The following is a 23046-nucleotide window of genomic DNA, read 5'->3' on the forward strand; positions in this document are numbered from 1 at the left end:
ATCGCCAATGGATCCAGCACTGTTCGAAGAGTGGATGATGACCGGTCTGGTCAGCATCCTGATCATTTTCATGGGTTTCATCGTCTGGGATCTGGCGAAGAAGTCCAAGGCCGGGCGGTTCGGCTCGTTCATTCTGTTTTTCGTGCTGGGCCTGGGCGTGGCCGCGTTCATCATCAAGAGTGTGGTGATCGGCCTGATCGAATCCGGCGCCTTATAAGCGCGCCGGCACTTCCCGCCACTGGCCCTGATCCAGCCCTTCAAGGGTCCAGTCGCCAATCCTGACCCGCACCAGACGCAAAGTCGGCAGCCCGACCGCCGCCGTCATGCGCCGCACCTGACGGTTGCGCCCTTCGCGAATCACCAGTTCCAGCCATGAAGTCGGTATGGTCGCGCGAAAGCGTACCGGCGGATTGCGCGGCCACAACTGCGGCTCAGCCAGTTGCCGCGCTTCAGCGGGCAGGGTCATGCCGTCATTCAGCTCGACGCCATCACGCAGGCGCTGCAACTGCTCGGCAGTCGGCTCGCCCTCCACCTGCACCCAATAGGTCTTCGCCAGTTTGTGTTTCGGATCGGCGATGCGCGCCTGCAACTGGCCGTCGTTGGTCAGCAGCAACAAACCTTCGCTGTCACGATCCAGACGTCCGGCCGGATAAATCCCCGGCACATCGATGTAATCCTTGAGCGTCGCCCGCCCTTCACCGTCGCTGAATTGCGTCAGCACATCGAAGGGTTTGTTGAACAGGATCAGTTTCGGCTCGGCCGGTGGTGCCTTGGCAACACGGCGCGGGGCAGAAGACTGAGGCTTCACGCCGGGGCGGCGGGAAGGTGGACGCGGGGGACGGGACATAAGAGACAGAACATTTAGCGATCAGGGCTGACAATGCTAGTGCCCCGACCGCCAAATGACCACGACTAACCGTTAACGGAATGGCGGCTCGTCGAAGCTGCGCAACTTGCGCGAGTGCAGCGAGTTGAGTTCGGTACGCAGCAGATCCACCGCTTCGATGCCGATTTTCAAATGCTGGCTGACCGCGCGCTCATAGAAGGCGTTGGCCGAGCCCGGCAGTTTGATTTCGCTGTGCAGCGGCTTGTCCGAAACGCAGAGCAACGTGCCGTAAGGCACACGCAGGCGATAACCCTGCGCTGCAATCGTGCCGCTTTCCATGTCCACCGCAACCGCGCGGGACAGGTTGATCAGCGGCCGTTCCTGAGCCCAGCGCAGTTCCCAGTTACGGTCGTCGTAGGTCAGAACCGTGCCGGTGCGCAGGCGCTTCTTCAGATCGTCGCCCTTCTCGCCAGTGACATTCGCCGCTGCCTGTTGAAGCGCAAGCTGCACTTCGGCCAGTGCCGGGATGGGAATATTTGGCGGCACCACGCGATCAAGAATGCCGTCGCGACGCATGTAGGCGTGGGCCAGCACGTAATCGCCGATGGTCTGCGACTGACGCAGGCCGCCGCAGTGGCCGATCATCAGCCAGCAATGCGGGCGCAGCACGGCCAGGTGATCGGTGATGTTCTTGGCGTTGGAAGGGCCGACACCGATGTTCACCAGCGTGACGCCGTGGCCGTCGTTGGCGATCAGGTGATAGGCCGGCATCTGGTAACGGTGCCAGACCACACCGGCGGCAATCGCCGAGGCTTCGCCGTGGTCCATGCTCTTCTCGATGATCACGTTGCCCGGCAGGACCATGCGCACGAAACGCGGGTCGCGGCGCAACTGCTCCAGACCATGAACGATGAACTGGTCGACGTAGCGGTGATAGTTGGTCAGCAGAATCCACGGCTGCACATGGCGCCAGTCACTGCCGGTGTAATGCACCAGCCGGCGCAGCGAGAAGTCCACGCGCGCGGCGTCGAACAGTGCCAGTGGCAGCGGATCGGTGTTTTCCCAGTCGTAGAGACCGTCGGCAATGCCATCGGTAGCGGCGGACAGATCGGTACTCGGGAACACCCGCGCCAGCACCGCCGCAGTGACGCCGGAACCGGCCAGTTCATCGCCTTGCTCGACCACGTACGGATACGGAATGTTCTGCTGGCTGACGCCGACTTCGACGGTCACGGTGAAGTCGTGCATCAACGGCGTCAGTTGTTCAAGCAGGTATTTGCGAAACGCCGCCGGGTGGGTGACGGTGACGCTGTAAGTACCGGGCAACTGCACCTTGGCGTAAGCGCGGGTGGTCTGCGGCACTTCGCCCTGGCAGTGGTAGGTCAGACGCAGTTCGGGATAACGAAACAGGGCACGCTGTTCGGCGTCGGGTTCGACGCGGTCCTTGAGGTAACGCTTGAGGGCAGAATTCAGCGCAGTGGTGGCCCGCTCATGCAGCTCGGCCAGACGATCCACGGCTTGTTCGGCGGTTTGAACGACAATAAACGCTTCGGTCACGATCAGCTTCCTGTGTTCTGACTTGCAGAGCTTCATCTTGCCTGCATCGTGGACGCACGGGAACAGTGGCGTTGTGGGTGTACCGAAATCTTTCAGGTAACCCGAATCCCTGTGGGAGCTGGCTTGCCAGCGATGAGGCCGTCACATTCAACATCGATGTTGACTGACAGACCGCCATCGCTGGCAAGCCAGCTCCCACAGGGTTTTGTGGTGTCGGGAAAATTGCGGTCAGAAAAGCTGTGGAGTCGAGCGCGCGACGATGGCTTCGACGTCCAGCCCACGCGGCAACCCGCCGTAGACGCGACCGCCACCGCTCAGACGGCTGGCGATGAAAGCATCGCTTACGGCTGAATTCCCCGCTTCCAAAAGAAGCCTGGCCTGCAATCCAAGGGCGATGTCTTCGGTCAACTGCCGCGCCCGATACTGAATATCACTGGTGTCCTTGAACTGCGCCTGCAACTGCTGGATATGCGCGGCGAGACGCTTGTCGCCATGGCCATCGCCCAATTCGCTGAACAGCACATCCAACACACCCGGCTCCTTCGACAATGCGCGCAGCACATCCAGACATTGCACATTCCCCGAGCCTTCCCACGTCGAGTTCACCGGCGCTTCGCGGTAAAGGCGCGGCAGGATGCTGTCTTCGACATAACCGGCGCCGCCCATGCATTCGGCGGCTTCGTTGATCATTCCTGGCGCACGTTTGCAGATCCAGTATTTGCCCACCGCCGTCACCAGCCGCGCGAATTGCGCTTCGTGGCGATCATCCAGATGATCGAGCGCCTTGCCCATGCGCAGACTCAGGGCCAGCGCCGCTTCGCTCTCCAGGGCCAGATCGGCCAGCACGTTTTGCATCAGCGGCTGCTCGCTGAGCAGTTTGCCACCGACCTTGCGGTGCGCGCAGTGATGACTGGCCTGGGTCAGCGCCTGACGCATCAGCGAACTGGAGCCGACCATGCAATCGAAACGGGTCATCGCCACCATCTCGATAATGGTTGGTACGCCGCGCCCTTCTTCGCCGATCATCCACGCCAGCGCCCCACGAAACTCCACTTCGCTGGAGGCGTTGGACTGGTTGCCGAGTTTGTTTTTCAGACGCTGGATGTAGAACTGATTGCGCGTGTCGTCCGGGCGATGGCGCGGCAGCAGGAAGCAACTCAAGCCCTTGTCGGTTTGCGCCAATGTCAGGAAGGCATCGCACATCGGCGCCGAGCAGAACCACTTGTGCCCGACCAGTTCATAGGCCTGACCCGGGCCGCTGGCGCCGACCGGATAGGCTTTGGTGGTGTTGGCGCGAACGTCGGTGCCGCCCTGCTTCTCGGTCATCGCCATGCCGATGGTCACGCCGGCCTTGTGCGCCATGCCGACGTTGCGCGGATCGTATTCGGTGGCGAGGACTTTCGGCAGCCACTGTTCGGCCAGGTCCGGCTGCAAGCGCAGGGCCGGCACGCTGGCGAAAGTCATGGTCAACGGGCAACCACTGCCGGCCTCGGCCTGGCTGTGCAGATAGGTCATCGACGCGCGGGCGACATGTGCGCCGTCCTGCGGGTGTGCCCAAGGCAGCGAGGTCAGGCCATGTTCGATCGCCGTGCGCATCAGCTCGTGGTAGGCCGGGTGAAATTCGACCAGATCAATGCGATGGCCGTAGCGATCATGGCTGGCAAACACCGGTTTGTTCTGGTTGGCGAGAAACCCCGCTTCCATCAGCGGCCCGCCCGCCAGTGCGCCATAGGCATCGATCCGCGACTCGGCCCAACCGGCGCCAAAACGCCGCGACCACTCCTGTAACGGCAGATCGATGCGGTACAGGTTGGTGCCGTCCAGCGACGGTGGCTGATTGGTGACTTCGTGGGTTTCGGCGAACTGATGCAGGTTCATGACGGCGCTCCGTGTTCAGCAATGGCACCAGTTAAGCACTGGTGCTTTTTTGAACAAAGTGTCATAGACGCCGTTTTTGCGGCGCTTTTACCCCATCAGCAACTGAGCACGCGGCGCTGTAAAGCAGCCTGCAGATCCTCGAACTTCACCGGTTTGGGCAGATAGTCGATGGGCGCGCCCGGGGCGCATTGCTCGCGATCCGCACCCAGCGCCAGCATGAATACCGGCAAGTGCGCACAGCCCGGCAATGCATGGATCTGGCAGCACAGCGATGCGCCTTCGTGGCGGGGCAACTGGCAATCGATCAGCACCGCATCGAAATTTTCCCGTTGCAGGCAGTCCAGCGCGGCGGCGCCGTTGTCAGCGCTGCGCACGCGAAAACCGAGCTTGAGCAACATGCCACGCATCACCAGTTGATTGACGCTGTTGTCATCCACCAGCAGCACCGTGCAGTCCTGCGGCGCACGAATGCAATCGCGGGTCGGCTGATCCGCAGGCGCTTCGATCACCGGCAGTTCGAATTCGACATCGAGCTGGAAGCGGCTGCCGCGTCCCGGCTCGGAACGATGGGTGAGTTTGCCGCCGAGCAACTCGACCAGTTGCCGACAGATCGCCAGACCAACACCGAGGCCGCCGTATTCGCGAGTCATCGAACCATCGAGCTGGAAGAAACGCTGATACAGGGTCGCCTCGCCCAGATCAGTGAAACCGATGCCGGTGTCGATCACCGCAAACGACAGCGCCATGCGCTCATCCGCCGACGGCCGACCGGTAACGCGCAACGCCAGCCCGCCGACGCGGGTGAACTTGATCGCATTGTCCAGCAGGCATTCCAGGCACTGCGCCAGTTTCGCGCTGTCGCCGAGCAAGCGATCCGGCAGGGTCGGCATCACTTCGACTTTGAAGTCCAGCGACTTGCTCGCTGCATTACCTTCGAACTGCACGCGCAACGCCTCGACCACTGCGCGCAGGCTGAAACTGCCCGGCGTCGCCTTGAGTTTGCCGGCCTGCAATTCAGTGAGCGTGAGGATGCCATTGACCATGCGCATCATGTCGCGAGCAGAACCGGCGGCGGTTTGTTGATATTGCTCAAGCTCGGGATCGAGGTCGACGGTCTGCATCAGCTCCAGCGAACCGATCACGCCGTTCATCGGCGTGCGCAGTTCGTGGGTCAACGTCGCGAGGAATTCATCCTTGAGCTTGTTGCTGTGGGCCAGTTGCTGGTTGAGCACTTCGAGTTTCTGCCCGGCGTCGAACAAGGTCTGCGCCTGTTGTTCGCGCATCGCGTTGATGCGGTCGGCCAGCGCCAGCGACAGCAGCGCCACTTCGATGGCCGAGCCGATCTGGCTGGCGTACATGGTCAGGAACACGTTGGGCAGCAGGCCCAGCACCATCAGCGTATTGACGATGCCGCCGAGCAGGAACGCCGACCAGGCGATGATGAAGTAACGCGCCACGCGCAAGCCGCGCCACCAGGCAAGAATCCCGGCGGCAAAGATCACCACGGTGAAGGTCAGCGCCAGTGTGGTCGCCAGGCGCAGGGCCAGGGCGTAACTGGTCATCAGCGACAGGCCGATCACCAGCGCACTGAAGGCAATCAGGCCGATCAGCAAGCGATCCAGCCAGGGGCTGTGGGTCTTGGTCTGCAGGAAACTGCGGGCGAACTGGCTGCCGAACAGTCCGGCGCAACCGATGAAGAACGGCGTCGCGGCGTTGGCCCACCATGGGTTGTCCGGCCAGAAATACTCGACCGCCGCGCCATTCACCGACAATTGATAGAGGCCGAACGAGCCGATATAGAAGATGTAATAGAGGTAACTGGTGTCGCGCACGCTCAGGTAGATGAACAGGTTGTAAACCAGCATCCCCAGCAGCACGCCATAAATGATGCCGAGTACATACAGGCGCACCGGCTGGTCTTCAAGGTATGCGCTGCTCGACCACAACGTCACCGGCGCCTGGATCGAGCCTTCGCTGGCCAGGCGCAGGTACAGCGTCTGCTGTTGATCCGGTTTGAAGGGAAGGTCGAACAGGTAGTTGTTCTGGCGGATCTCGCGACTGGCGAAAGGCAAGGCATCGCCGGTCTGGCGCACCAGTCGGTATTCGCCGCTGGTGTCAGGCAAGTACAGGTCGAGGTGATCAAGCGGCGGATACGCCAGTTCCAGCAGCCAGGTGCGCTGGGCGGCCGGGTTGCTCGGGCGGTAATGCAGGTCGATCTTCAGCCAGAACGCCGAGCGCGAGTAACCGGCGTTGAGCGTGGCTTTGTCGTGGGCTTTGAACTGGCCGGCGGCATCTTGCGCGCGGACGTCGGCAATCGTCGCCTGACCGCTCGGGTCTTCGAACACTTGCAGCGATCGGCCCAGTGGCAGGCTCTGGGTGAATTCGTCGAATTCGACGGCGCTCGCCATAAGGGGCAAGCAGAACAGCAACATCAGCAAATAGCGCATTGAAGCCCCAGCGTGGCTCGTCCGGTTGTGTCAGGAAGCCCCCCATTCCCTTTGAGTAGACGTAAAACCGGTATTACCTGTGATTGTTTGGATCCAGCCTAGCATAGCCGTTGATGGCCATTGAGCACCATGGAAATTTTTCCTACAACGGCTCTAGAACGGGCGTTCCAGGGCAAAGCACCGAGATAGAGCTGTTGGGTTGGTCAACTCGCGACGACAGCCTCCTTGATAGATGACCAATTGTGGCGAGGGGATTTATCCCCGTTCGGCTGCGAAGCAGTCGCAAGTCCATCCAGCGAGGTGTGTCAGAAAGAACCGGATTGCAGGGTTTGGGGCCGCTTCGCAGCCCAACGGGGATAAATCCCCTCGCCACAAATGTGCTCCAAATAAAGACTGCGGGGTTGTCCGACAATCTGCTCGCAAACACCGTGAGTACTGAACCCCAAAATCAGCTTTGGTGGTAAGCTCGCGCACCATGAATATCTACAGCTCCCGCCCCGTTGTCCTCTGTCTCTCCGGCCACGACCCCAGTGGTGGCGCCGGCTTGCAGGCAGATATCGAAGCCTTGCTCGCGCAAGGTTGCCATGCGGCTCCAGCCGTCACCGCCCTGACCGTGCAAGACACCGTCAACGTCACTGACTTCCGCGTCCTCGACCGTGAGTGGGTATTGGCCCAGGCCAACGCCGTGCTCAACGACTCCGAAGTCGCCGCAGTGAAACTGGGCATGCTCGGGTCGCTGGAGATGGTCGACACGGTCGTCGAACTGCTCTCGGCGCACCCGCACCTGCCAGTGGTCTGCGACCCGGTGCTGCGTGCCGGCGGCGGCGGACGCCTGGGCAAGGACGAGGTCGGCTACGCGATGCGCGAGCGTCTGCTGCCGCTGTCGATTATCGCCACGCCCAATCTTCCTGAAGCGCGCATCCTCGCCGAACTGCCCGAAGGCACGGCCGACGAGTGCGCAGAAAAACTCCTGCCATTCGTCAAAAACCTGCTGATCACCGGCGGCCATGGCGACGAAACTGAAATCCACAACCGCGTTTACAGCCGCGACGGCCTGCGCGAAACCTTCATCTGCCAGCGCCTGCCGGGCAGCTATCACGGCTCCGGTTGTACGCTGGCCAGCGCCCTCGCCGGTCGCTTGGCTCAGGGCGAACACCTGGCCAGTGCCGTGCGCAGTGCGCTGGATTACACCTGGCGCACTTTGCGCGATGCCGAACAACTGGGCAAAGGCCAGTTCGTGCCGCGTCGCCTGCCGCTGGATTTCTGCTCGTAACGTCGTGAGGTCTGCCCGATGAAACTACGTGGCCTGTATGCCATTACCGACAGCCAGTTGCTGGCCGGCAAGTTTCTGTCTTACGTGGAGGCGGCGCTCGACGGCGGCGTCACCCTGCTGCAATACCGCGACAAGAGCAGCGACGAGGCCCGCCGTCTGCGCGAGGCCGAGGCGTTGCGCAACCTGTGCGAGCGCTACAAGACGCAGCTGATCATCAACGATGACGCCGAACTGGCCGCGCGCCTCAACGTCGGCGTGCACTTGGGCCAGACCGACGGCCCGCTGTCGCCGACCCGCGCCCTGCTCGGTTCGAAAGCGATCATCGGTTCCACTTGTCACGGGCAAATAGCTCTGGCCGAACAAGCCGCCAAAGAAGGTGCGAGCTATGTCGCCTTCGGCCGCTTCTTCAATTCCACCACCAAACCCGGTGCGCCGAGTTGCAGCCTCGACTTGCTCGACGAAGCCAAACGCACGCTGCACTTGCCGATCTGCGCGATCGGCGGCATCACCCTCGATAACGCCGCGCCACTGGTCGAGCACGGTGTCGATCTGCTCGCCGTGATCCACGGTTTGTTCGGCGCCGAGAGCAGCGCCGAAGTGACCCGCCGCGCCCGCGCCTTCAACGAACTTCTGAAAATCTGATTTGAGAGCCCGATCATGTCTCGTTCCGAAACCCTGTTTGCCAATGCTCAGAAACACATCCCCGGCGGCGTCAACTCGCCGGTGCGCGCGTTCAAGAGCGTCGGCGGCACCCCGCTGTTCTTCAAACACGCCGAAGGCGCTTACGTCACCGACGAAGATGACAAGCGTTATGTCGATTACGTGGGTTCGTGGGGTCCGATGATCCTTGGCCACAGCCATCCGGACGTGCTCGACGCGGTGCGCAATCAACTGCAACACGGCCTGTCCTACGGCGCACCGACGTCGATGGAAACCGAGATGGCCGATCTGGTCTGCTCGCTGGTGCCGTCGATAGACATGGTGCGCATGGTCAGCTCCGGCACCGAAGCCACCATGAGCGCGATCCGTCTGGCCCGTGGTTACACCGGTCGCGACAGCATCATCAAATTCGAAGGCTGCTACCACGGCCACTCCGACAGCCTGCTGGTCAAGGCCGGTTCCGGCGCTCTGACCCAGGGCGTACCAAGCTCGGCCGGCGTGCCGGCAGCGTTCGCCAAACACACCCTGACCCTGCCGTTCAACGACATCGACGCGGTTGAAGCGATGCTCGCCGAAGTGGGCGAAGAGGTGGCGTGCATCATCGTCGAACCGGTGGCCGGCAACATGAACTGCGTGCCGCCAGCGCCGGGCTTCCTCGAAGGCCTGCGTTCGCTGTGTGACAAGCACGGCGTGGTGTTGATTTTCGACGAAGTGATGACCGGTTTCCGCGTCGCCCTCGGCGGTGCCCAAGCGCACTACGGCGTGACGCCGGACCTGACCACGTTCGGCAAGATCATCGGCGGCGGCATGCCGGTGGGCTGCTTCGGTGGCAAGCGCGAGATCATGCAGCGCATCGCCCCGCTCGGTCCGGTGTATCAGGCAGGTACGTTGTCGGGTAATCCGCTGGCGATGGCTGCCGGCCTGACGACCTTGCGTCTGATCAGCCGCCCGGGTTTCCACGCCGAATTGACCGACTACACCGCGCGCATGCTCGACGGTCTGCAGCAGCGTGCCGATGCTGCGGGCATCCCGTTCGTGACCACTCAGGCCGGTGGCATGTTCGGTCTGTACTTCAGCGGCGCCGACGACATCGTCACCTTCGACGACGTGATGGCCAGCGACGCAGCAATGTTCGGTCGCTTCTTCCACCTGATGCTGGAAGGTGGCGTGTACCTGGCGCCGAGCGCTTTCGAAGCCGGTTTCACCTCGATCGCCCACGGCGAAGCCGAGTTGCAACTGACGCTGGACGCTGCCGAGCGCGCCTTCGCCGCATTGAAATAATCGCCGTACCGCTGACGTTGGCTATGGCCAGCGTCAGCTTTCGCCTACATCCGCTCGGTTTTTCCGACGTGCCTGCGAAAATCCTGCCCGAATCGGGCGATATATTCCCCACGCAGCAGAAAAACGAGTAAAGACTTTGTAAGGTTGGCCCTGCTTATTTCATAATGCGCGCTTATTGGATCCCTCGACGGGTCCGCGTGCCCTTCAGAGGTAAGTCGATTCCCATGAACCGCACCGGCCGCACCCTTGCATTGGGCTGCCTGTTGCTCCTTCAGCCCCTGCTCGCGCATGCACAAGCAGGCGGCAACTCGTTGTTGATCCCGGCGATGGGTCGTTGCACCCTCAATACTCAGCCGCAAGACGTCACGCAGGCACTGGCCGCCTGCCAGAAAGCGGCGGACGAAGGGGACGCGCAAGCGCAATACGAGTTGGGTGAGTTCTACTACGACGGCAAGAACGCGCCGCGCGACCTCAATCAAGCCCTGAGCTATTTCGAAAAGGCCTCGTTGCAAGGCCACGCCCAGGCGCAATACAAGCTCGGCAGCATGTTCTTCCACGGTGAAGGTGTGCAGGCCAACAATATCCAGGCCTACATCGTGCTGAAGATGGCAGCGGTCAACGGTGCCGAAGAGGCGCTGGACACGGCCGACGAAGTCTCGGAAAAGATGTCCCGCGAAGATCTCGAAACCGCCACTCAGGTGCTCGGGCAAATTTTCCGCAAATACCTGATGGAACTGCAGAACGCCGATGGGCGTACGCCGTTTTCACCACTGCCCTAAAGGCTGTGGAGATTACCTGTGGCGAGGGGATTTATCCCCGTTCGGCTGCGAAGCAGACGCAAATCCATTCAGCGAGATGTGTCAGACAGAACCGGATTGTAGTGTCTAGGGCCGCTTCGCAGCCCAGCGGGGATAAATCCCCTCACCACAAACTCATTCCAATCCAGAATCTGCTGTTACTTTTCAGGCATCGGCATCGGAAACGGCATGACATTGCCGACCGCGCCCCGGGCCTCGCTGATTTTCGGCGTGCCCAGACGTTCCACTTCGTCGATGCGCACGATCGAATGCATCGGCACAAAACTGCGCACCACGCCTTCGAACTGCGCCTTGAGCTTTTCTTCGCTCGGATCGACGACCATTTGCGTACGCTCGCCAAAGACGAATTCTTCAACTTCCAGGAAACCCCACAGATCACTTTGATAGATCTGCTTGGCGTACATTTCGAACACCTGGCCCTGGTTGAGGAAAATCACCTTGTAGATTGGAGCTTCGCGTTTGGTCATGGCGGGCGGATAACATCGGGGTAAAAATGAGGGCGCGAACTATAGCATAGCCACCGGACGCACAGCGGTAGGAACCTGACGGCTTGTTCCCTATAATGCGCGGTTCTTTGAATCACGTGACGACCCGAATCCATGGCCAAGAAGCTTTACATCGAAACCCACGGTTGCCAGATGAACGAGTACGACAGCTCGCGCATGGTCGATCTGCTGGGCGAACATCAGGCCCTGGAAGTCACCGCTCGCGCGGAAGACGCCGACGTGATTCTGCTCAACACCTGCTCGATCCGCGAGCGCGCGCAAGACCGCGTGTATTCGCAGCTCGGCCGCTGGCGCGAACTGAAGCTGGCCAACCCGGACATGGTCATCGCCGTCGGCGGTTGCGTGGCCAGTCAGGAAGGCGCAGCGATCCGTGATCGCGCTCCGTACGTCGACGTGGTGTTCGGCCCGCAGACCCTGCACCGTCTGCCGGAAATGATCGACGCCGCGCGCAGCAGCAAGCTGCCGCAAGTCGACGTCTCGTTCCCGGAAATCGAAAAATTCGACCACCTGCCCGAGCCGCGCATCGACGGTCCGAGCGCTTATGTGTCAGTGATGGAAGGTTGCAGCAAGTACTGCACGTTCTGCGTGGTGCCGTACACCCGTGGCGAAGAGGTCAGCCGACCGTTCGACGACGTGATCGCGGAAATCATTCACCTCGCCGAACACGGCGTGCGTGAAGTGACGTTGCTCGGGCAGAACGTCAACGGCTATCGCGGCCAGACCCACGACGGTCGCCTGGCCGACCTGGCCGAACTGATCCGCGTGGTCGCCGCTGTCGATGGCATCGACCGCATCCGCTACACCACGTCGCACCCGCTGGAGTTCTCCGACAGCCTGATCCAGGCCCACGCCGAAGTGCCGGAACTGGTCAAGCACCTGCACTTGCCGGTGCAGTCGGGCTCCGACCGGATTCTCGCGGCGATGAAGCGCAACCACACGGCACTGGAGTACAAATCCAAACTGCGCAAACTGCGCGCTGCGGTGCCAGGAATCTGCATCAGCTCGGACTTTATCGTCGGTTTCCCCGGCGAAACCGAGAAGGACTTCGAACAGACCATGAAGCTGATTGCCGATGTCGGCTTCGATTTCTCCTACTCGTTCGTTTACAGCCAGCGCCCGGGCACGCCCGCTGCCGATCTGGCCGACGACACCCCGGAAGAATTGAAGAAAGAACGTCTGAACGCGCTGCAACATCGTTTGAATCAGCAGGGCTTCGAGATCAGCCGACAAATGGTCGGTTCGATCCAGCGGATTCTGGTGACCGATTATTCGAAGAAAGACCCGGGCGAACTGCAGGGCCGTACCGAGAATAACCGTATCGTCAACTTCCGCTGCGACAATCCCACGCTGATCGGCCAGTTCGCCGACGTGCACATCGACGCCGCGCAACCGCACTCACTGCGTGGTTCGCTGGTTCAATAACACTGCATTTCTCCTGTGGGAGCGAGCCTGCTCGCGAAGGCGGCCTGTCAGACACATCAATGTTGAATGTGTCGCCGCCTTCGCGAGCAGGCTCGCTCCCACAGGTACAGCGTCAGAGGCATGAATCGGGCGGGCTCATTTAAGAGCTTTCGCACCCACGCCACTGGCGTTATCCTTGATTTCATCCTAATTGCCCCAGGGCGGCTAAATACGACCTTGAACGCACCCATCGAACCACATCGTTTTCTCCTCGAGCCTTTTGAGGCTCGCCGCTTCGCCAATCTGTGCGGGCAATTCGACGAGCATTTGCGCTTGATCGAACAGCGCCTGGCCATCGAGATCCGCAACCGCGGAAACCAGTTCGAGTTGATTGGCGATCCAAAACTCACCACGTCCGCGGAAAACCTGCTGCGCCGCCTGTACCGGGAAACCAAGGGTACCGAGCTGTCGCCAGACCTGGTGCACCTGTTCATTCAGGAATCAGCAGATATCGACAACCCGGCCCCCGCCGAAGCGACCGTCGCGCTGCGCACCAAGAAAGGCATGATTCGCCCGCGCGGCTTGAATCAGCAACGCTACGTGAAGGAAATCCTCGGCAACGACATCAACTTCGGCATCGGCCCGGCCGGTACCGGCAAGACCTATCTGGCCGTGGCCTGCGCGGTGGATGCGCTGGAGCGCGAGCAGATCCGCCGCATCCTGCTGGTGCGTCCGGCGGTCGAAGCGGGGGAAAAACTCGGTTTCCTGCCCGGCGACCTGTCGCAGAAGATCGACCCGTACCTGCGCCCGCTCTACGACGCGCTGTACGAAATGCTCGGTTTCGAATACGTCGCCAAGCTGATCGAGAAACAGGTGATCGAAGTCGCGCCGCTGGCCTACATGCGCGGTCGTACGCTGAACAACAGCTTCATCATTCTCGACGAAAGCCAGAACACCACCGTCGAGCAGATGAAGATGTTCCTCACGCGGATCGGCTTCGGCTCCACCGCCGTGATCACCGGCGACATCACCCAGGTCGACCTGCCGCGCGGCACCAAGTCCGGCTTGCACCATGTGATAGAAGTGCTCAAAGACGTGCCGGGCATCAGCTTCACCCACTTCCAGCCCAAAGACGTCGTGCGCCACCCGTTGGTGCAGCGGATCGTCGAGGCCTACGAGCGCTTCGAAACCCGTGCCGAAGCCGCGAAGGAAGCCTCGCGCGATGCTTGAGCTGGATCTGCAAATCGCCACCGAGGCCAGCGCGCCGAGTGAAGCCGAGTTCCGCCAGTGGTGCGAACTGGCCCTGCGCCAGCGCAGCGCTGATTCGGAAATGACCATTCGTCTGGTCGACGAGGAAGAAGGCCGCGAGCTCAATCACACCTGGCGCCACAAGGACTACGCGACCAACGTGTTGTCGTTCCCGGCGGAAGTGCCTGACGAGTTTCTCGATATCCCGCTGCTCGGCGATCTGGTCATCTGCGTGGCCGTAGTCGAACGCGAAGCCGCCGAGCAGGGCAAGGAACTAAAGGCCCACTGGGCACATCTGGTCATTCACGGCTGCTTGCATCTGCTGGGTTACGACCATATAGATGACGACGAAGCCGAAGAAATGGAAGCACTGGAACGCGAGTTGCTTGCTGAACTGGGCTATCCCGATCCGTACGCGGACGACGAAACCGAACACTCCCCCATCGTTACAACAAAGGATTCAGAGTAATCGCTATGAGCGAAGATCGATCGAGCAACGGGCAGAAGTCATGGCTGGGTAAGCTGACCCAGGCTTTTGCCCACGAGCCGAAGAACCGTCAGGAGCTCCTCGAGCTGCTGCGTGATGCACATCAGAACAAACTGCTGGACAGCGAAGCGCTGGCCATCGTCGAAGGCGCCATCCAGGTGGCTGACCTGCAAGTGCGCGACATCATGGTGCCGCGCTCGCAGATGGTCAGCATCAAGGCGACCCAGACACCCCGCGAATTCCTCCCCGCCGTGGTCGACTCGGCCCACTCGCGCTATCCGGTCATCGGCGAAAGCCATGACGACGTGATGGGCGTGCTGCTGGCCAAGGATCTGCTGCCGCTGATCCTCAAGGAGAACGGCGACAGCTTCAACATCAAGGACCTGCTGCGCCCGGCCACCTTCGTGCCGGAGTCCAAGCGTCTGAACGTGTTGCTGCGTGAGTTCCGCGCCAACCACAACCACATGGCCATCGTCATCGACGAATACGGCGGTGTGGCCGGTCTGGTGACCATCGAAGACGTGCTCGAGCAGATCGTCGGCGACATCGAGGACGAGCACGACGTCGAAGAAGACAGCTACATCAAGCCGCTGCCCAGCGGTGATTTCCTGATCAAGGCGCTGACGCCGATCGAGAACTTCAACGAGTTCTTCGACAGCGAGTTCTCCGACGACGAGTTCGACACCGTCGGCGGCCTGGTGATGAGCGCGTTCGGGCACTTGCCAAAACGCAACGAAACCACTGAAATCGGCGCTTATCGTTTCCGCATCCTGAACGCCGACAGCCGTCGGATTCACTTGCTGCGACTGACGCCTATCGCTCGTTAATTCTAAGGACTGAAATGCGCTGGACAACCCGCCCCGGCTGGCCCGGTAACCTGCTGGCCGTGGCGGCCGGTGCAATCACCACATTCGCTCTCGCACCGTTCGACATCTGGCCGCTGGCATTGCTGGCGGTTGGTCTGTTCTATGCCGGTTTGCGTGAGCTGAGCCCGCGTCAGGCGCTCGGCCGTGGCTGGTGCTTCGGCTTCGGCCTGTTCGGTGCCGGCACCAGTTGGATCTATTACAGCATCCACCACTTTGGTGGCGCTTCGGTGTTGCTCGCCGGGTTCCTGATGCTGCTGTTCACCGCGGCGATTGCCTGGTTCTTCGCCCTGCCCGCGTGGCTGTGGGCACGCTGGTTGCGGCGTAACGAAGCACCGTTGGCGGATGCCTTGGCGTTTGCGGCGTTGTGGGTCGGCCAGGAAGCCTTTCGCGGCTGGTTCCTCACCGGTTTCCCATGGCTTTATTCCGGTTACAGCCAGCTCGACGGCCCGCTGGCCGGGCTCGCGCCGGTGGGCGGCATGTGGCTGGTGTCGTTTGTCCTGGCACTTACAGCAGCGCTGATCTACAACGCGCCGCGCTTGTTGCACGCTCGTCGCAAGGTTTTCATCGCGGCCGGTCTGGTACTTCTGGCGGGGCCTTGGGTGGCGGGCATTGCCCTCAAGGGCCACGCGTGGACCAGCCCGTCCGGCGCACCGCTGACGGTCGCCGCGATTCAGGGCAATGTCGCGCAAAGCATGAAATGGGACCCGGCCGAGCTCGACGCGCAACTGGCGCTGTACCGTGATCTGAGCTTCCGCTCGAAACCGGTCGATCTGCTGATCTGGCCGGAAACCGCCGTGCCGGTGTTGAAGGAGTCCGCCGAGGGCTACCTGACGATGATGGGCAACTTCGCCGCCGAGCGTAAATCAGCGTTGATCACCGGCGTGCCGATCCGCCAGACCGTGCATCACGAACGGCGCTTCTTCAACGGCATCACCGTGGTCGGCGAAGGCGACGGCACTTACCTGAAGCAGAAACTGGTGCCGTTCGGCGAATACGTGCCGTTGCAGGATGTGTTGCGCGGTTTGATCGCGTTCTTCGACCTGCCGATGTCGGACTTCGCTCGCGGCCCGTCTGATCAGGCACTGCTACAGGCCAAGGGTTACCAGATCGCACCGTTTATCTGCTACGAAGTGGTCTATCCGGAATTCGCCGCCGGCCTGTCGGCACGCAGTGATCTGCTGCTGACGATCAGCAACGACACCTGGTTCGGCACGTCGATCGGCCCGCTGCAGCATTTGCAGATGGCGCAGATGCGCGCGCTGGAGGCCGGACGCTGGATGATCCGCGCGACCAACAACGGCGTCACCGGCCTGATCAATCCGTTCGGGCAGATCACCGAGCAGATTCCGCAGTTCGAACAAGGCGTGTTGTATGGCGAAGTGGTACCGATGCACGACCTCACGCCGTACCTGCAATGGCGCTCGTGGCCGCTGATCGTGTTGTGCCTGCTGCTGTTTGGCTGGGCGTTGATGGCGAGCCGGATGTCGAAGACCCTCTGAGAAATGTGGCGAGGGGATTTATCCCCGCTGGAGTGCGCAGCAGTCCCCTCTTCTGAAGGTAAGAGAGGGGCCGCTACACGCCCCATCGGGGATAAATCCCCTCGCCAAAATGATTTTCAGCGGTAAAACAACGAATACCCCACCTGCCCCACCGCTTCATTGAGCAATTGCCCGCTCTGCCAGATCGACTTGAATTCCGGCAACCAGCCGCCAAAAGGCCGGGCGTTGTCAGTACCTAAAAAGCCCACCGGTGCCGGCACCACTTCGAATCCGGCCTGCTCAAAGCTCCACACCGCGCGCGGCATGTGCCACGCCTGCGTCACCACGACGACCCGCTTGATCTCCTGCGGCAAGAGGATATCTGCCGTCATCTTCGCGTTCTCCCATGTGGTGCGACTCTCGCCTTCCTGCCAGCGCACCGTTACGTCGAAATCATCACGCAACGAATCTGCCATCAACTTCGCTTCGGTCGGCGGCGTGCCGTAATGCAGGCCACCGCTGGTCAGAATCGGCAGGCCCGAGGCCTTGGCCAGGCGCGCCGCGTAACGCTGCCGCTCGAGCCCGATGCCGGTCGGCTGGTCTTCGCCCCAGGCCAGATCACCGCGCTCGCGTCCCGAGCCCAGCACCACAATCGCATCGGCGCGTTGCGCCAGGTTCGTCCACTCTGACCGCGCCAGCGGCGGCTCTCGTTCCAGCGCCTTGGCGCTCCACTGCACGACCACCGGCAGGCTCATCAACCACAGGCCGCCAAAGCCGAGGGCAAAACACACACCCGCCAGACGCGGCCGCGAGCGGCGCAGCCACCAGGCCGCCAGCAACAGCAGCAAAAGAATGCCGGGCGGCAGTAAAAGTTGTTTGATGAAATAGCGAAAGGGCATCGGGCATCTCCAAAGATGCCCGAAGCCTAAGAGTGTTGATTACGCGTTACAACCAGTAGGCCGGATCCGGTTGCAAAAGATCCGTTTCATGACCTGCCATGCGCTTACTTGGCCTGCACAGAACGCACCTTGCCGGTGTCTCTGCGCGGCGCCTTGTCCTTGAGCCAGATGACCTTGGCCGAATGTGCTGCATCGAGCTGCTTCACTGCTTGAGACAGGCATCCCTGCGTTTCACGTTCACTGCGATCCAGATAGGCCTTGACCAGTTTGAACTCGGCGGGACTCAAGCCACGCAATTCCAGTTCCAGGGGGCGCTCGTCGCGCAGCCGGTCAGCGGTTTTCACGGCGTCCAGCGCCATGCCCAGACGATCGATCAACCTTTCATACAACTCGGGTTTCGTTACGTTCTTTTTCCGTTGCTCCACCATCCCTCACCTCATTGAAGATAAGACTCACTCCCCAATTAGAGCTTAGCTTCGCTGCACGAACCGGCTACACGCCGCGACCAACGGCCCTCGTCGCCCAAAAGCTCTGGCAAACAGCTGTAATCAGGGTTTCCCTCGGCCAAGCGCGGTCATGTATGCTACGGCGCTTCCTGTCATTCCACTTCCAGCGCACCCGGGCCATCCCGGATGCTGCCGTCGAAGAGGATTAGGCCACCCCTATCCAGTACAAAAGTAGCCATGCACGAACAATATCAGCCACGTGAGATCGAAGCCGCCGCCCAGTCGTTCTGGGATGAGCAAAAGTCCTTTGAAGTCAGTGAACAGCCAGGCAAGGAAACCTACTACTGCCTGTCGATGTTCCCTTACCCCAGCGGCAAGCTGCACATGGGCCACGTGCGCAACTACACCATTGGCGATGTGATCTCGCGCTACCAGCGCATGCAGGGCAAGAATGTTCTGCAGCCAATGGGTTGGGATGCGTTCGGCATGCCGGCGGAAAACGCCGCAATGAAAAACAACGTAGCGCCCGCCAAGTGGACCTACGAGAACATCGCCTACATGAAGTCGCAGCTGCGCAGCCTCGGCCTCGCGGTGGACTGGTCCCGTGAAGTGACCACCTGCAAGCCGGACTACTACCGCTGGGAACAATGGCTGTTCACGCGCCTGTTCGAAAAAGGCGTGATATACCGCAAGAACGGCACCGTGAACTGGGACCCGGTCGACCAGACCGTTCTGGCTAACGAGCAAGTCATCGACGGCCGTGGCTGGCGCTCCGGGGCGCTGATCGAAAAGCGCGAAATCCCGATGTACTACTTCAAGATCACCGCTTACGCCGATGAGCTGCTGGAAAGCCTCGACGAACTGACTGGCTGGCCGGAACAGGTCAAGACCATGCAGCGCAACTGGATCGGCAAGTCCCGTGGCATGGAAGTGCAGTTCCCGTACAACGTCGACTCGATCGGCGAAGCCGGCACCCTGAAAGTCTTCACTACCCGTCCGGATACCCTGATGGGCGCGACCTATGTCGCCGTCGCTGCCGAGCACCCGCTGGCCACCCTGGCCGCGCAGAACAATCCTGAGCTGCAAGCGTTCATCGCTGAATGCAAGGGCGGCAGCGTCGCTGAAGCCGATGTCGCCACCCAGGAAAAGAAAGGCCTGCCGACCGGCCTGTTCGTCGAGCACCCGCTGACCGGCGAGAAACTGCCGGTGTGGGTCGCCAACTACGTGCTGATGCACTACGGCGACGGCGCGGTCATGGCTGTTCCGGCGCACGACGAGCGCGATTTCGAGTTCGCTCACAAATACAACCTGCCGGTGAAATCGGTGGTGCGCACCAGCTCCGGTGACACCAACCCGGCGCCGTGGCAAGACGCTTACGGCGAGCACGGCACGCTGATCAACTCCGGTGAGTTCGACGGCCTCGACTTCGCCGGCGCGTTCGACGCCATGGAAGTGGCGCTTATCAAGAAAGAACTCGGCGCCTCGCGCACCCAGTTCCGCCTGCGCGACTGGGGCATCAGCCGCCAGCGCTACTGGGGCTGCCCGATCCCGATCATCCACTGCGCGGCGTGCGGTGACGTGCCAGTGCCGGAAGATCAACTGCCGGTTGTGTTGCCGGAAGACGTGGTGCCGGACGGCGCCGGTTCGCCGCTGGCGCGCATGCCCGAGTTCTACGAATGCAGCTGCCCGAAATGCGGCGCGCCGGCCAAGCGTGAAACCGACACGATGGACACCTTCGTCGAGTCGTCGTGGTACTACGCCCGTTACGCCTCGCCGCATTTTGAAGGTGGCCTGGTAGAAAAATCCGCAGCCGATCACTGGCTGCCGGTGGATCAGTACATCGGTGGTATCGAACACGCCATTCTCCACCTGCTTTACGCGCGCTTCTTCCACAAGCTGATGCGTGACGAAGGTCTGGTCAGCTCCAATGAGCCGTTCAAGAACCTGCTGACCCAGGGCATGGTGATCGCCGAGACTTACTATCGTCGCGAAGCCAATGGTGCCTACACCTGGTTCAACCCGGCGGACGTGGAGCTTGAGCGTGACAGCAAAGCCAAGGTCATCAGCGCCAAGCTGAAATCCGACGGCCTGCCGGTGGAAATCGGCGGTACCGAGAAGATGGCCAAGTCGAAGAACAACGGCGTCGACCCGCAGTCGATGATCGACCAGTTCGGTGCCGACACCTGCCGTCTGTTCATGATGTTCGCCTCGCCGCCTGACATGAGCGCGGAATGGTCCGATTCCGGCGTTGAAGGTTCGCACCGTTTCCTCAAGCGCGTCTGGCGTCTGGCGCAAGCCCACGTGACCCAGGGCCTGCCGGGCAAACTGGATATCGCCGCCCTGAACGACGAGCAGAAAACCGTGCGTCGTGCGATTCACCTGGCGATCAAGCAGGCCAGCCATGACGTCGGCCAGAACCACAAATTCAACACCGCCATCGCTCAGGTGATGACACTGATGAACGTGCTGGAAAAAGCCGCCCAAGGCACCGAACAGGAGCGCGCGCTGCTGCACGAGGGTCTGGAAGCGGTGACCCTGCTGCTGGCGCCGATCACCCCGCACATCAGCCACGAACTGTGGAAGCAGTTGGGTCACGCCGATGCGGTGATCGATGCAGGCTGGCCGGCCGTGGACGAAAGTGCCTTGGTGCAGGACAACCTGACCCTGGTCATTCAGGTCAACGGCAAGCTGCGCGGGCAGATCGAAATGCCGGCCAGCGCCACCCGCGAAGAGATCGAAGCCGCCGCGCGCGTCAACGAAAACGTGCTGCGTTTCGTCGACGGCCTGACCATTCGCAAAGTGATCGTGGTACCGGGCAAACTGGTCAACATCGTCGCCAGCTAAATTGGATCGGCTGCCAGGCTCGCCTGGCAGCCAGTAAAACCTTTCGGGCCGCAGAGTCGGCTCACCTGGTTTCAAGGGGAGCAACACAATGATCAAACGCAATCTGCTGGTGATGGGCCTCGCCGTTCTGCTGAGCGCCTGCGGTTTCCAGTTGCGTGGTACCGGCACCAACGAACTGTCGATCAAGGAAATCGACCTGAGCGCGCGTAACGCTTACGGCGAAACCGTGACACAGCTGCGTCAGACGCTGGAGTCCAGCGGCGTCAAGGTTTACAGCGGCGCGCCGTACAAGCTGTATCTGGCTGACGAGCAGGAAAGCCAGCGCATCCTCAGCTATGCCGGGGCCGGGCGCACAGGCGAGTATCAGGTCAACACTGTGCTGAGCTATGACATTCGCGGCGAGAAAAACCTGTCGCTGATCAGCGACAAGCTCGAAGTTCAGAAGGTGTTCATTCACGACGGCAACAACCTCGTCGGCTCCGATCAGGAAGCCAACGACGCCCGTCATGAAATCCGTCGCGAGCTGGTGCAGCGCATGATGCTGCGCCTGTCGCAGCTGACCCCGGGCCAGTTGCAGCAACTGCAGCAAACCGCCAATGACCGCGCCAAGGCTGAAGCCGATGCGCTGGAAGCGGCGCAAAAGGCTGAAGCGGAAACCCCGCGTCAGTCGCCGCTCGAAATCCCGCAGCAGTAAGACGGCCGGGGCGCCCAAGCGCCCCGCTCGCCCTCCTTATGAAGCTCGCTCCCGCGCAACTCGGTAAACACCTGCAAGGCGCACTTGCGCCGGTCTACATCATCAGCGGCGATGATCCGTTGCTGTGTCAGGAAGCCGCCGACGCCATCCGCACCGCTGCCCGCCAGCAAGGTTTCGACGAACGCCAGGTGTTCGCCGCCGACGCCAATTTCGATTGGGGTACGTTGTTGCAGGCCGGCGCAAGCATGTCGCTGTTCGCCGAAAAACGCCTGCTGGAACTGCGCCTGCCGTCCGGTAAACCTGGCGACAAAGGCGCCGCCGCGCTGATCGAATACTGCTCACGCCCCGCTGAAGACACGGTCCTGCTGATCAGCTTGCCGAAGCTCGATGGCAGCGCGCAGAAAACCAAGTGGGGCAAGGCACTGGTCGAAGGCCAACAGACCCAGTTTGTGCAGATCTGGCCGGTGGATGCCAATCAGCTGCCGAGCTGGATTCGTCAGCGCCTGTCCCAAGCCGGTCTGTCGGCCAGTCAGGACGCGGTCGAATTGATTGCCGCGCGTGTCGAAGGCAACCTGCTCGCCGCCGCCCAGGAAATCGAAAAGCTCAAGTTGATGGCCGAAGGTGGGCAGATCACCGTTGAAACCGTGCAGGCCGCTGTGGCCGACAGTGCCCGGTTCGACGTATTCGGCCTGACCGACGCGGTACTCAACGGCGAACCGGCCCACGCCTTGCGCATGCTTGAGGGTTTGCGCGGCGAAGGCGTCGAGCCGCCGGTGATCCTCTGGGCATTGGCGCGAGAGTTGCGCCTGCTGGCCAACATCTCCCTGCAATACAGCCAAGGCACGCCACTGGACAAATGCTTCAGCCAGTCGAAACCGCCGGTCTGGGACAAGCGCAAGCCGCTGATGAGCAAGGCGCTGCAACGCTACTCGGCGCAACGCTGGGCGCAATTGCTGCTCGAAGCGCAGCGTATCGATGCGCAGATCAAGGGCCAGGCGGCGGGTTCGCCGTGGATGAGCTTGAGTCGTCTGGCGTTGTTGATGGCTGGCCAGCGATTGTCCTTGCCTGCCGAATAAGGCAGTCGACCGCGCAGCGTCCATTCGCGGGCAGGCTCGCTCCCACAGGTGACCGCGTACCCATGTGGGAGCGAGCCTGCTCGCGAAAGCGCCAGAATATTCCTACGCATGAGCTGCTGGACAGATGCGCCACATCGGCAGATTATTCCCGGCGCAAAACCACCACACCGAGAGAACCCTCATGAGCAAAAAGCCAGCAAAGCATGGCCCCAACAAGGCCAAATCCATCGTCGCCCAGCCCTTGTTCCGCAGCCGCCAGGAACGACCCGCCAAGGGCAAAGGCAGCTACCGCCGCGAAGCCTTCCGGTCTGACAACCGGGAGGCTTTTTACTTTCTGGCTGCCTGAAGCGCACTACCCCTC

At 61.4% G+C, this 23046-nt stretch carries 21 protein-coding genes; 14 read left to right on the forward strand and 7 right to left on the reverse strand.

Annotation, left to right across the window (positions count from 1 at the left end):
• Positions 1-7 precede the first annotated feature (7 nt).
• The gene (locus BXA01_RS12295) at positions 8-217 is read left to right on the forward strand and encodes a DUF2788 domain-containing protein (RefSeq protein WP_016773053.1); all 210 of its coding nucleotides are present in this window, start codon (positions 8-10) and stop codon (positions 215-217) included.
• On the opposite strand, the gene BXA01_RS12300 is transcribed toward BXA01_RS12295, so the two are convergent.
• From BXA01_RS12300 to BXA01_RS12315, 4 genes are all read right to left on the reverse strand, one after another.
• Positions 212-847 carry a pseudouridine synthase gene (locus BXA01_RS12300; protein ID WP_076564263.1) on the reverse strand — a complete coding sequence of 212 codons (636 nt, stop codon included), beginning with the start codon at positions 845-847 and terminating at the stop codon, positions 212-214. The genes BXA01_RS12295 and BXA01_RS12300 overlap by 6 nt on opposite strands.
• A gap of 72 nt (positions 848-919) precedes the next feature.
• Positions 920-2419 carry an AMP nucleosidase gene (gene amn / locus BXA01_RS12305; RefSeq protein ID WP_167351308.1) on the reverse strand — a complete coding sequence of 500 codons (1500 nt, stop codon included), beginning with the start codon at positions 2417-2419 and terminating at the stop codon, positions 920-922.
• A 192-nt stretch (positions 2420-2611) separates the two neighbouring features.
• Complete coding sequence (locus tag BXA01_RS12310) at positions 2612-4261, reverse strand: acyl-CoA dehydrogenase family protein (protein ID WP_076564264.1); 1650 nt, start codon at positions 4259-4261, stop codon at positions 2612-2614.
• A 95-nt stretch (positions 4262-4356) separates the two neighbouring features.
• Positions 4357-6708: a hybrid sensor histidine kinase/response regulator gene (locus BXA01_RS12315; protein ID WP_076564265.1), complete on the reverse strand. Its 2352-nt coding sequence runs from the start codon at positions 6706-6708 to the stop codon at positions 4357-4359.
• A 475-nt stretch (positions 6709-7183) separates the two neighbouring features.
• Between BXA01_RS12315 and BXA01_RS12320 the strand changes: the two genes are divergently transcribed.
• The 4 genes from BXA01_RS12320 (at position 7184) to BXA01_RS12335 (ending at position 10701) form a co-directional block, all read left to right on the forward strand.
• Positions 7184-7981, forward strand: coding sequence for a hydroxymethylpyrimidine/phosphomethylpyrimidine kinase (locus tag BXA01_RS12320; protein ID WP_007909650.1), 798 nt, complete (start codon positions 7184-7186; stop codon positions 7979-7981).
• Between the two features lie 18 nt (positions 7982-7999).
• A complete protein-coding gene (gene thiE, locus BXA01_RS12325; protein ID WP_076564266.1) occupies positions 8000-8623 on the forward strand; it encodes a thiamine phosphate synthase in 624 nt (207 codons plus the stop codon).
• 15 nt (positions 8624-8638) lie between these two features.
• Entirely contained in the window at positions 8639-9922 is a 1284-nt protein-coding gene (gene hemL / locus BXA01_RS12330; protein WP_076564267.1) for a glutamate-1-semialdehyde 2,1-aminomutase, read from the forward strand.
• A gap of 224 nt (positions 9923-10146) precedes the next feature.
• Positions 10147-10701, forward strand: a complete 555-nt coding sequence (locus BXA01_RS12335) for a tetratricopeptide repeat protein (RefSeq protein ID WP_041477733.1) — start codon at positions 10147-10149, stop codon at positions 10699-10701.
• A gap of 176 nt (positions 10702-10877) precedes the next feature.
• Here the strand turns inward: BXA01_RS12335 and BXA01_RS12340 are convergent, their stop codons facing one another.
• Entirely contained in the window at positions 10878-11207 is a 330-nt protein-coding gene (locus BXA01_RS12340; protein WP_016773045.1) for a DUF1820 family protein, read from the reverse strand.
• Between the two features lie 132 nt (positions 11208-11339).
• On the opposite strand from BXA01_RS12340, the gene miaB reads away from it, so the two are divergent.
• The 5 genes from miaB to lnt all read left to right on the forward strand — a co-directional run bounded on the left by miaB (position 11340) and on the right by lnt (position 16747).
• Positions 11340-12668, forward strand: coding sequence for a tRNA (N6-isopentenyl adenosine(37)-C2)-methylthiotransferase MiaB (gene miaB / locus BXA01_RS12345; RefSeq protein WP_041477732.1), 1329 nt, complete (start codon positions 11340-11342; stop codon positions 12666-12668).
• 216 nt (positions 12669-12884) lie between these two features.
• The gene (locus tag BXA01_RS12350) at positions 12885-13877 is read left to right on the forward strand and encodes a PhoH family protein (protein WP_016773043.1); all 993 of its coding nucleotides are present in this window, start codon (positions 12885-12887) and stop codon (positions 13875-13877) included.
• The gene (ybeY, locus tag BXA01_RS12355) at positions 13870-14364 is read left to right on the forward strand and encodes an rRNA maturation RNase YbeY (RefSeq protein WP_016773042.1); all 495 of its coding nucleotides are present in this window, start codon (positions 13870-13872) and stop codon (positions 14362-14364) included. Before BXA01_RS12350 ends, ybeY begins: the two co-directional genes overlap by 8 nt.
• Before the next feature lie 5 nt (positions 14365-14369).
• A complete protein-coding gene (locus BXA01_RS12360; protein WP_024014438.1) occupies positions 14370-15209 on the forward strand; it encodes an HlyC/CorC family transporter in 840 nt (279 codons plus the stop codon).
• Positions 15210-15223: 14 nt separating this feature from the next.
• Entirely contained in the window at positions 15224-16747 is a 1524-nt protein-coding gene (gene lnt / locus BXA01_RS12365) for an apolipoprotein N-acyltransferase (RefSeq protein WP_076564268.1), read from the forward strand.
• A 116-nt stretch (positions 16748-16863) separates the two neighbouring features.
• On the opposite strand, the gene BXA01_RS12370 is transcribed toward lnt, so the two are convergent.
• Positions 16864-17625 (reverse strand): YdcF family protein, encoded by a 762-nt coding sequence (locus tag BXA01_RS12370; RefSeq protein ID WP_076564269.1) that lies wholly within the window; start codon positions 17623-17625, stop codon positions 16864-16866.
• A 104-nt stretch (positions 17626-17729) separates the two neighbouring features.
• Positions 17730-18053: a hypothetical protein gene (locus BXA01_RS12375; RefSeq protein WP_024014441.1), complete on the reverse strand. Its 324-nt coding sequence runs from the start codon at positions 18051-18053 to the stop codon at positions 17730-17732.
• A gap of 255 nt (positions 18054-18308) precedes the next feature.
• On the opposite strand from BXA01_RS12375, the gene leuS reads away from it, so the two are divergent.
• The 4 genes from leuS to arfA all read left to right on the forward strand — a co-directional run bounded on the left by leuS (position 18309) and on the right by arfA (position 23031).
• Positions 18309-20915 carry a leucine--tRNA ligase gene (leuS, locus tag BXA01_RS12380; RefSeq protein WP_076564270.1) on the forward strand — a complete coding sequence of 869 codons (2607 nt, stop codon included), beginning with the start codon at positions 18309-18311 and terminating at the stop codon, positions 20913-20915.
• 88 nt (positions 20916-21003) lie between these two features.
• Positions 21004-21609: an LPS-assembly lipoprotein LptE gene (locus BXA01_RS12385; RefSeq protein WP_071173693.1), complete on the forward strand. Its 606-nt coding sequence runs from the start codon at positions 21004-21006 to the stop codon at positions 21607-21609.
• A 38-nt stretch (positions 21610-21647) separates the two neighbouring features.
• A complete protein-coding gene (gene holA, locus BXA01_RS12390; protein WP_041477726.1) occupies positions 21648-22685 on the forward strand; it encodes a DNA polymerase III subunit delta in 1038 nt (345 codons plus the stop codon).
• A gap of 181 nt (positions 22686-22866) precedes the next feature.
• Positions 22867-23031: an alternative ribosome rescue factor ArfA gene (arfA, locus tag BXA01_RS12395; protein WP_016773035.1), complete on the forward strand. Its 165-nt coding sequence runs from the start codon at positions 22867-22869 to the stop codon at positions 23029-23031.
• Positions 23032-23046 lie beyond the last annotated feature (15 nt).

It is taken from the genome of Pseudomonas sp. B10 (assembly GCF_900156235.1).
Classification (GTDB): Bacteria; Pseudomonadota; Gammaproteobacteria; order Pseudomonadales; family Pseudomonadaceae; genus Aquipseudomonas; species Aquipseudomonas siliginis.

Bases quoted from the DNA above. Each gene is read 5' to 3' on its own strand.
- thiE (WP_076564266.1), top strand. From the start codon at position 8,000: ATGAAACTACGTGGCCTGTATGCCATTACCGACAGCCAGTTGCTGGCC.
- BXA01_RS12320 (WP_007909650.1), top strand. From the start codon at position 7,184: ATGAATATCTACAGCTCCCGCCCCGTTGTCCTCTGTCTCTCCGGCCAC.
- miaB (WP_041477732.1), top strand. From the start codon at position 11,340: ATGGCCAAGAAGCTTTACATCGAAACCCACGGTTGCCAGATGAACGAG.
- BXA01_RS12315 (WP_076564265.1), bottom strand. From the start codon at position 6,708: ATGCGCTATTTGCTGATGTTGCTGTTCTGCTTGCCCCTTATGGCGAGC.
- BXA01_RS12375 (WP_024014441.1), bottom strand. From the start codon at position 18,053: ATGGTGGAGCAACGGAAAAAGAACGTAACGAAACCCGAGTTGTATGAA.
- arfA (WP_016773035.1), top strand. From the start codon at position 22,867: ATGAGCAAAAAGCCAGCAAAGCATGGCCCCAACAAGGCCAAATCCATC.
- BXA01_RS12360 (WP_024014438.1), top strand. From the start codon at position 14,370: ATGAGCGAAGATCGATCGAGCAACGGGCAGAAGTCATGGCTGGGTAAG.
- hemL (WP_076564267.1), top strand. From the start codon at position 8,639: ATGTCTCGTTCCGAAACCCTGTTTGCCAATGCTCAGAAACACATCCCC.
- lnt (WP_076564268.1), top strand. From the start codon at position 15,224: ATGCGCTGGACAACCCGCCCCGGCTGGCCCGGTAACCTGCTGGCCGTG.
- holA (WP_041477726.1), top strand. From the start codon at position 21,648: ATGAAGCTCGCTCCCGCGCAACTCGGTAAACACCTGCAAGGCGCACTT.
- BXA01_RS12335 (WP_041477733.1), top strand. From the start codon at position 10,147: ATGAACCGCACCGGCCGCACCCTTGCATTGGGCTGCCTGTTGCTCCTT.
- BXA01_RS12385 (WP_071173693.1), top strand. From the start codon at position 21,004: ATGATCAAACGCAATCTGCTGGTGATGGGCCTCGCCGTTCTGCTGAGC.
- BXA01_RS12340 (WP_016773045.1), bottom strand. From the start codon at position 11,207: ATGACCAAACGCGAAGCTCCAATCTACAAGGTGATTTTCCTCAACCAG.
- ybeY (WP_016773042.1), top strand. From the start codon at position 13,870: ATGCTTGAGCTGGATCTGCAAATCGCCACCGAGGCCAGCGCGCCGAGT.
- BXA01_RS12310 (WP_076564264.1), bottom strand. From the start codon at position 4,261: ATGAACCTGCATCAGTTCGCCGAAACCCACGAAGTCACCAATCAGCCA.
- amn (WP_167351308.1), bottom strand. From the start codon at position 2,419: ATGAAGCTCTGCAAGTCAGAACACAGGAAGCTGATCGTGACCGAAGCG.
- BXA01_RS12295 (WP_016773053.1), top strand. From the start codon at position 8: ATGGATCCAGCACTGTTCGAAGAGTGGATGATGACCGGTCTGGTCAGC.
- BXA01_RS12370 (WP_076564269.1), bottom strand. From the start codon at position 17,625: ATGCCCTTTCGCTATTTCATCAAACAACTTTTACTGCCGCCCGGCATT.
- leuS (WP_076564270.1), top strand. From the start codon at position 18,309: ATGCACGAACAATATCAGCCACGTGAGATCGAAGCCGCCGCCCAGTCG.
- BXA01_RS12300 (WP_076564263.1), bottom strand. From the start codon at position 847: ATGTCCCGTCCCCCGCGTCCACCTTCCCGCCGCCCCGGCGTGAAGCCT.